Below are 7,394 nucleotides of genomic sequence, written 5' to 3' on the forward strand. Positions count from 1 at the left end.
GATGTGTATAAGAGCCAGTCAGGGAGTTAACCCTCACCCCCAGCCCCTCTCCCTGAGGGATGGCCCAAGCGCTCCGCGCCGCTCACGCGACCACCCCCAGCCCCTCTCCCAAAGGGAGAGGGGGGTTAGAGCAGCGCGTTCACGACAGCGTTGCATAGCCATGAGGATGCAGAGAAACGTTTCATTGCTGCTTGAAATGACTGTGCCTCACCTTTGCAAGCCTACTTTTATGCACAAACCGCAATTGGAAAATGACAAAACGGCATAACTTGTTACAAAATGTAACGGCAAATACCAAAGTTAACGGTTGGCCATCGCTAAGGTAGCCGGTGTTACCCTACGGCAGCGACGATGGCGAACCAATTTGAGCGCCTCAAAAGCGAAAAGGACGGGCTGGCGGTCAAAGCCGAGCTGGAAGCGTTTGCCCGCATGGGCTGGGAGAACATCCCTGAAGACGACCGGGATCACCGCCTCAAGTGGCTGGGGATCTTCTTTCGCAAGCGCACGCCCGGCCAGTTTATGCTGCGGCTGCGCCTGCCCAATGGGATCCTGACCAGCGGCCAGATGCGGATGTTGGCGGCGATCATCCATCCCTATGGAAAAGATGGCGTAGCCGACATCACCACCCGGCAGAACTTGCAACTGCGCGGCATCCCCATCGAGGAGATGCCCCAGATCTTGGGCTACTTGAAGGAGGTGGGCCTAACCAGCATCCAGTCGGGCATGGACAATGTGCGCAACATTACGGGATCCCCCCTTGCGGGCATTGACCCAGATGAGCTGATTGACGTGCGCGGCCTCACCCGCAAGGTGCAGGACATGGTAACCAACAACGGCGAGGGCAACCCTTCCTTCACCAATCTGCCGCGTAAGTTTAACATCGCCATCTGCGGTTGTCGCGACAACTCCGTTCATGCGGAGATCAACGACCTGGCCTTTGTGCCGGCCTTCAAAGCGGGCAAGCTGGGCTTCAACGTCTTGGTGGGGGGCTTTTTTTCGGCCCGCCGCTGTGCCGAGGCCATCGGGCTGGATGTCTGGGTGGATCCGCGCGATGTGGTTCCTCTGTGCGAGGCGGTGCTGCTGGTCTACCGGGATCACGGCCTGCGGGCCAACCGGCAGAAGGCGCGGCTGATGTGGCTCATTGACGAGTGGGGCCTGGAGAAGTTTCGGGCGGCTGTGGAGCGGCAGATCGGCCATCCGCTGTCCAGAGCGGCGGAAAAAGATGAGGTGGTCTGGCAGAAGCGGGATCTCCTGGGGGTGCATGCCCAGAAGCAGCCGGGCTTGAACTTCGTTGGCCTGCACGTGCCGGTGGGACGGCTGAATGCCCTGGAGATGATGGAGCTGGCCCGCCTAGCGGAGGTATACGGCTCCGGGGAGCTGCGGCTGACGGTGGAGCAGAACGTGCTCATCCCCAATGTGCCCGATTCGCGGGTGGCGCCGCTGCTTAAAGAGCCGCTCTTGAAAAAGTTCTCCCCCAACCCAGGGCCCTTGCAGCGGGGGCTGGTGTCCTGCACGGGCAACCAGTTCTGCAACTTTGCCCTCATCGAGACCAAAAACCGCGCTGTGGCTCTAATGGAAGAGCTGGAAGCCGAGCTGGAGATCCCGCAGACGGTGCGCATCCACTGGACGGGCTGCCCCAACTCCTGCGGCCAGCCCCAGGTGGCCGATATCGGCCTAATGGGCACCACCGCCCGCAAGGACGGCAAGCCGGTGGAAGCGGTGGACATCTACATGGGGGGAGAAGTGGGCAAAGACGCCAAGCTGGGCGAATGTGTGCGTCGAGGGATCCCTTGCGAAGACCTCAAGCCCGTCTTGGTGGAGCTGCTGATTGAGCACTTCGGGGCCAGGCCGCGCCAGCGTCCATCGGCTGCTCAAACTGCTTCTTCCCCCGTGATGGCTTGCTAAGTAGGGGCCAAGTCTGGGGAAGGTTTTCTCTCTGCGTCGTTCAAAATCTTGGAGGTTCCGATGTCTAAACTGTTCTCCCGTCGCCAATTTTTGGCCGGGGCAGCCGCCCTGGCAGCAGGAGCAGCCGCGGCTGGGATCCCACGCGCCCAATCGCAATCTTTGGGTCAGGGCTACTGGGTGGCCCAGGCCGATACTCCCGAGACCCCGCGGGCCAAGCTGGGGTTCATTGCTCTCACCGACGCCGCCCCCCTGATCATCGCCAAAGAGAAGGGGTTTTTTGACAAGTACGGCATGAAGGACGTGGAGGTGGTCAAGCAGGCCTCTTGGGGCACCACCCGCGACAACTTGGTGCTGGGATCCGCTGCTGGCGGCATCGATGGGGCGCACATTCTCACCCCCATGCCCTATCTCATCACCACCGGCAAAGTTACCGATGGCAAGCCGGTACCGATGTACATTCTGGCCCGCCTGAACTTGGACGGTCAGTGCATCAGCATTGCCAACGAGTACCGGGATTTGCAAATTGGCCTGGATAGTTCCCCCCTCAAAGCCAAGTTTGCGGAAGCGCGAGCTGCCGGCAGGGATCCCAAATGCGCGGTAACCTTCCCCGGCGGCACCCACGACCTGTGGATGCGCTACTGGCTGGCCGCCGGCGGGATCGATCCCAATGGCGATGTCTCTGTCATTGTGGTGCCGCCGCCCCAGATGGTGGCCAACATGAAATCCAAAACGATGGAAGCCTTCTGTGTGGGCGAGCCTTGGAATGCTCAACTGGTGAACCAAAAAGAGGGCTATACCGCCCTCACCACCGGCGAGCTGTGGAATCGCCATCCTGAGAAAGCCTTTGCTCTGCGGGCTGACTGGGTGGATGCCCACCCGAAAGCCACCTTGGCGCTGTTGAAGGCGGTGCAAGAAGCCCAGATCTGGTGCGACCAAATGGAGAACAAAGAGGAAATGTGCCGGATCATCGGCGACCGCCGCTGGCTGGGGGTTCCTGTGGCCGATATCTTGGGTCGCGCCAAAGGCACCTTTGACTACGGCACCGGCAAAGTGGTGCAAAACAGCCCCCACCTGATGAAGTTCTGGCAAGACAATGCTTCCTACCCCTTCAAGAGCCACGACCTTTGGTTCCTGACCGAAGACATCCGCTGGGGCTATCTGCCCGCCGACACGGATACCAAAGCCCTGGTGGACAAGGTCAACCGAGAAGATCTCTGGCGCGAGGCCGCCAAAGCCATTGGCCAAGAGGCCGCCATTCCCCCCAGCACCTCTCGCGGCGTGGAAACCTTCTTCGATGGGGTGAAGTTCGACCCCGAAAATCCGGCTGCCTATCTGGAGAAATTGGCCATCAAGAAGCTGGCCTAGCCTGCTCCTTCCAGGGCTTGCAGAACACCTGCAAGCCCCCTGTCCGAGAGATTTCCCTAAGAGCCCCCAGACAGGTTCAAATTAAACCTCTTCTCTCTTGCACTTTCCCTACGCTGACTTTGACCATAGCCCTACTCTCAGCAAACTATGCATCTTCTCCACTTTGCCTTGAAGGTGGGCTGCCACCTCTTCCCTTTGCTCATCCGCTTAGGCCGTTGGCTGCTGAGCCAAGGTGCCTCTCTTCAGGCCCATGCCGGGATCCCTTCTGCCACGAGCTCTGGATCCGCTTGGAGGCAACGAGTCCGGATCCATCAAGCGCTGCGCCGCATTCTCTTGCCCGCTACGGCAATTTTCATCGTGCTCCTGCTCTGGCAAATCCTCTACAGCCGGCCCGGCGCCAACCTGCCCACCCCGCTCCAAGTTTGGCAGGACACCTGGGATCCCCTCATTAAAGATCCCTTTTTTGACTACGGCGGCAACGCCAAAGGACTGTTCTGGCAAATCTGGGCCAGCCTGCAGCGGGTGTTCATTGGGTTTTTCTTGGCCAGTCTGGTGGGGGTTTTGGGCGGCATGGTGATCGGGGTCAACCGCTGGCTGCATGAGGCTTTGGATCCCATTGTTCAGGTGTTGCGCACGGTGCCACCTCTGGCTTGGCTGCCGATTTCTTTGGCCGCCTTTCGCGATGCCAACCCCTCCGCCATTTTTGTTATCTTCATCACGGCCCTCTGGCCCATTTTGATCAACACCATTGCCGGTGTACAGCGGATCCCACAGGACTACCGCAATGTGGCCAGAATTGTACGCATGTCCGGCTGGAAGTATTTCTTTAAGATTGTCTTTCCGGCCACGGTGCCCTACATCTTTACCGGCCTGCGCATCGGGGTGGGCCTCTCTTGGCTGGCGATTGTGGCTGCAGAAATGTTGGTTGGCGGGGTGGGCATCGGCTTCTTCATTTGGGATGCCTGGAATAGCTCCCGCATCAGCGAAATTATTGTGGCTTTGATCTATGTCGGCCTGGTTGGCCTTTTGTTGGATCGGGTTACGGCTTGGATTGGCTCGCTGGTGGTTGCCGAGGATCACTAGGTTGGACTGAGCCCGGAGTTGGCTGCTGACAGTTTGCTCACTTTTCAAAAATGAATCTCAAGGGATCCCTTAGGTAGCATCATGAAGACTCAGCCCTACATCGAAGTTGACCATGTAGACAAAGACTTTTTCCTGGACAATGGGGAGGTTTATCCCGCTCTAAGAGACATCCATCTGGAGATCCAAAAAGGGGAATTTGTCTCGCTAATTGGCCACTCCGGCTGCGGCAAGTCCACCCTCCTCAACATCATCGCCGGCCTGGAAAAACCCTCCCGCGGCGGCGTGCTGCTGGAAGGCCGGCAGATGACGGAGCCCGGCCCGGAGCGCATGGTGGTGTTCCAGAACTATTCCCTGCTGCCCTGGCTGACGGTGCGGGAAAACATCGCCCTAGCCGTGGACGAGGTGCTGGGATCCCTTCCCCAAGCAGAGCGAGCCCGCATCGTGGAAGAGCACATCCGCCGCGTGGGTTTGCAGGGGGCAGCCGACAAGCGGCCCGCCCATCTGTCGGGGGGGATGAAACAGCGGGTGGCCATTGCCCGGGCTTTGGCCATTCGCCCGCGGGTGCTGCTGCTGGATGAGCCGTTTGGGGCGTTGGACGCCCTCACCCGCGGCAGCCTGCAGGAGCAACTGATGGAGATTGCCCAGGCGGAGCAGCTCACCTGTATTTTGGTTACCCACGATGTGGATGAGGCGCTTCTGCTTTCGGATCGGGTGGTGCTGCTGACCAATGGCCCGGAGGCCCGCATCGGCCAGATCTTGCGGATCCCGTTTCCGCGGCCGCGCCACCGGTTGGAAGTGGTGAATCACCCCGAGTACTACAGCCTGCGGGGGGAGATGATCTACTTTCTCAACCAGCAAAAGCGGGCCCGCCAGAAAACTCCTACCCGTGTGGCCATCGCCAAGGGGGGGCTGGAAAAAGTCAACTTGGCAATTGGCTTTGTGCCCCTCAACGACTGCGCCCCTCTGGTGGTGGCCCAAGAAAAGGGCCTGTTTCAGAAGTACGGCCTGGAACAGGTCACGCTGGTCAGGGAGCCGGGCTGGAAAACCATCTGGGAAGGGAGCCGCTCCGGTCGGCTGGATGCGGCCCTGGTGGTGGCCGGGATCCCTTTGGCCTCTACCCTGGGGGTGGGCGGGGTACCGGTGCCTTTGGTAACTGCGCTTACTGTTTCCCGCGGCGGCAACGCCATCACCTTTGGGCGCCGACTCCTGCTGCAGGCCTTCCAGAGCCCCTGGGATCTTCGCCAGTACCTCCGCCAAACTCCCGATACGGTTCATACGCTGGGGGTGGTGCACCCGGCCTCGATGCACAACTTCCTATTGCGCTATTGGCTGGCCAGCGGCGGCGTGGATCCGGATCGAGATGTGACGTTGACGGTGATCCCGCCGCCGCAGATGGTGGCCCACCTCAAGGCCGGCAACATCGACGGCTACTGCGTGGGCGAACCCTGGAACTCCCGCGCCGTGCGGGAACAGGTGGGGGTTATCGTTGCCACCACTCCCGAACTCTTGCCCAGCCACATCGAGAAAGTCCTGGCGGTGCGCCAAGACTGGGCCCAAAGCTACCCCCGCACCCACGTGGCTCTGGTCAAGGCGCTGCTGGAGGCCTGTCACTACTGCGATCAGCCGCAGCACCGTCCCCAGATCCTGGAGTGGCTGGCCCAGCCCCAGTATGTGGGCGTGGTCACAGCCGATCTGGAGCCGGGGTGGAGGGGCATCCTGCAGCGGGGCATTGCCGATGAATCGCAGGTGATTGTCGGTTTCCACCAGTTTGCCAACGGGCGCAACACCTGCCCCGAACGCTTGGAGCATCTCTGGATCCTGACGCAGATGGCTCGCTGGGGCATCTGCCCCTTCCCTCGCAATTGGGTTGCTGTCCTCGACCAAGTGCTGGATGACAAAACCTACGCCCTAGCTGCCAGAGAACTGGGGCTGCCGGATCGGGCCCACGATCGCGGGGCTTTGCTCTTTGCCGACGGATCCCGCTTTGATGGCGAGGATCCCTTGAACTACCTGGAGTCGGTGGCCATTCGCCAGGAGCTGAAGCTGCAGGAATACCCCCTCAGCAAGGTCTAGTTTTTGCCCTACTGAACTCAACTGGAAGGCTTTATGATGACCCACTCTCGCTTAACTTCTTTGTCCTTTTCTTCAGCCTCTTCCCTCTCAGGTCTGCCCCTTCTTTCCCTTCAGAATGTGGGCAAGACCTACTTTACGGCGGCAGGAGCCTTTGTGGCGCTAGAAAATGTCAACTTGGAAGTGGCCGCCGGCGAATTTGTCTGCATCATCGGCCACTCCGGCTGCGGCAAGTCCACCTTGATCAACATGGTGGCCGGGTTTTCTGCTCCTACTTCGGGATCCATCACCCTCAAGGGCCAGCCCATCACCGCCCCAGGGCCGGATCGGATGATGGTGTTCCAAAACTATTCCCTTCTGCCCTGGCTGACGGCTTTTGAAAATGTTTATTTGGTGGTGGACCAGGTCTATCCCGATAAATCCCCTAGAGAGAAAAGGGAAATCGTTCAAGAACACCTAGAACTCGTGGGTTTGGCCGAAGCAGCCCACAAGCGGCCCAAGCAGCTCTCCGGGGGTATGAAGCAGCGAGTGGCCATTGCCCGCGCGCTGGCGGTGCGCCCAGAAGTGCTGTTGCTGGATGAGCCCTTCGGGGCCTTGGATCCCATTACCAAGCAAGAGCTGCAGGATGAGCTGCTGGCCATTTGGCGAGATCACCGCTGCACGGTTTTGATGATTACCCACGACATCGACGAGGCTCTTTATCTGGCAGACCGGGTGGTGATGATGACCAATGGCCCTGCTGCCCATATTGGCGAGATTTTGACGATCCCCTTTGGGCGACCGCGCAGCCGCGCGCGCATCATGGAAATGCCGGAATTTTACGAGTTGCGCAACTCTGCCCTCGACTTTCTCTACCGTCGCTTTGCCCATGAGGAGAACTAATCAGGGAGTTAACCCTCACCCCCAGCCCCTCTCCCTGAGGTGCCCAAGCGCTCCGCGCCGCTCACGCGACCACCCCCAGCCCCTCTCCC

The 7,394-nt window shown here is 60.0% G+C and carries 5 protein-coding genes; all 5 read left to right on the plus strand.

Translation table 11 applies throughout. The features are described from left to right. Positions 1 to 351: 351 nt before the first annotated feature. The 5 genes from NW862_RS12510 to NW862_RS12530 all read left to right on the plus strand — a co-directional run bounded on the left by NW862_RS12510 (position 352) and on the right by NW862_RS12530 (position 7,305). The gene (locus NW862_RS12510; RefSeq protein WP_414335834.1) at positions 352 to 1,905 is read left to right on the plus strand and encodes a ferredoxin--nitrite reductase; all 1,554 of its coding nucleotides are present in this window, start codon (positions 352 to 354) and stop codon (positions 1,903 to 1,905) included. Positions 1,906 to 1,965: 60 nt separating this feature from the next. After that, positions 1,966 to 3,270 (plus strand): CmpA/NrtA family ABC transporter substrate-binding protein, encoded by a 1,305-nt coding sequence (locus tag NW862_RS12515; protein WP_414335836.1) that lies wholly within the window; start codon positions 1,966 to 1,968, stop codon positions 3,268 to 3,270. A 147-nt stretch (positions 3,271 to 3,417) separates the two neighbouring features. Next, positions 3,418 to 4,353, plus strand: coding sequence for a nitrate ABC transporter permease (gene ntrB / locus NW862_RS12520; protein WP_414335837.1), 936 nt, complete (start codon positions 3,418 to 3,420; stop codon positions 4,351 to 4,353). Between the two features lie 81 nt (positions 4,354 to 4,434). Then, positions 4,435 to 6,426, plus strand: coding sequence for a nitrate ABC transporter ATP-binding protein (locus tag NW862_RS12525; RefSeq protein WP_414335839.1), 1,992 nt, complete (start codon positions 4,435 to 4,437; stop codon positions 6,424 to 6,426). A 36-nt stretch (positions 6,427 to 6,462) separates the two neighbouring features. Continuing rightward, complete coding sequence (locus tag NW862_RS12530; RefSeq protein WP_414335841.1) at positions 6,463 to 7,305, plus strand: ABC transporter ATP-binding protein; 843 nt, start codon at positions 6,463 to 6,465, stop codon at positions 7,303 to 7,305. Positions 7,306 to 7,394: the final 89 nt, after the last annotated feature.

Source organism: Synechococcus sp. H55.8 (assembly GCF_047462375.1).
Taxonomy (GTDB): domain Bacteria; phylum Cyanobacteriota; class Cyanobacteriia; order Thermostichales; family Thermostichaceae; genus Thermostichus.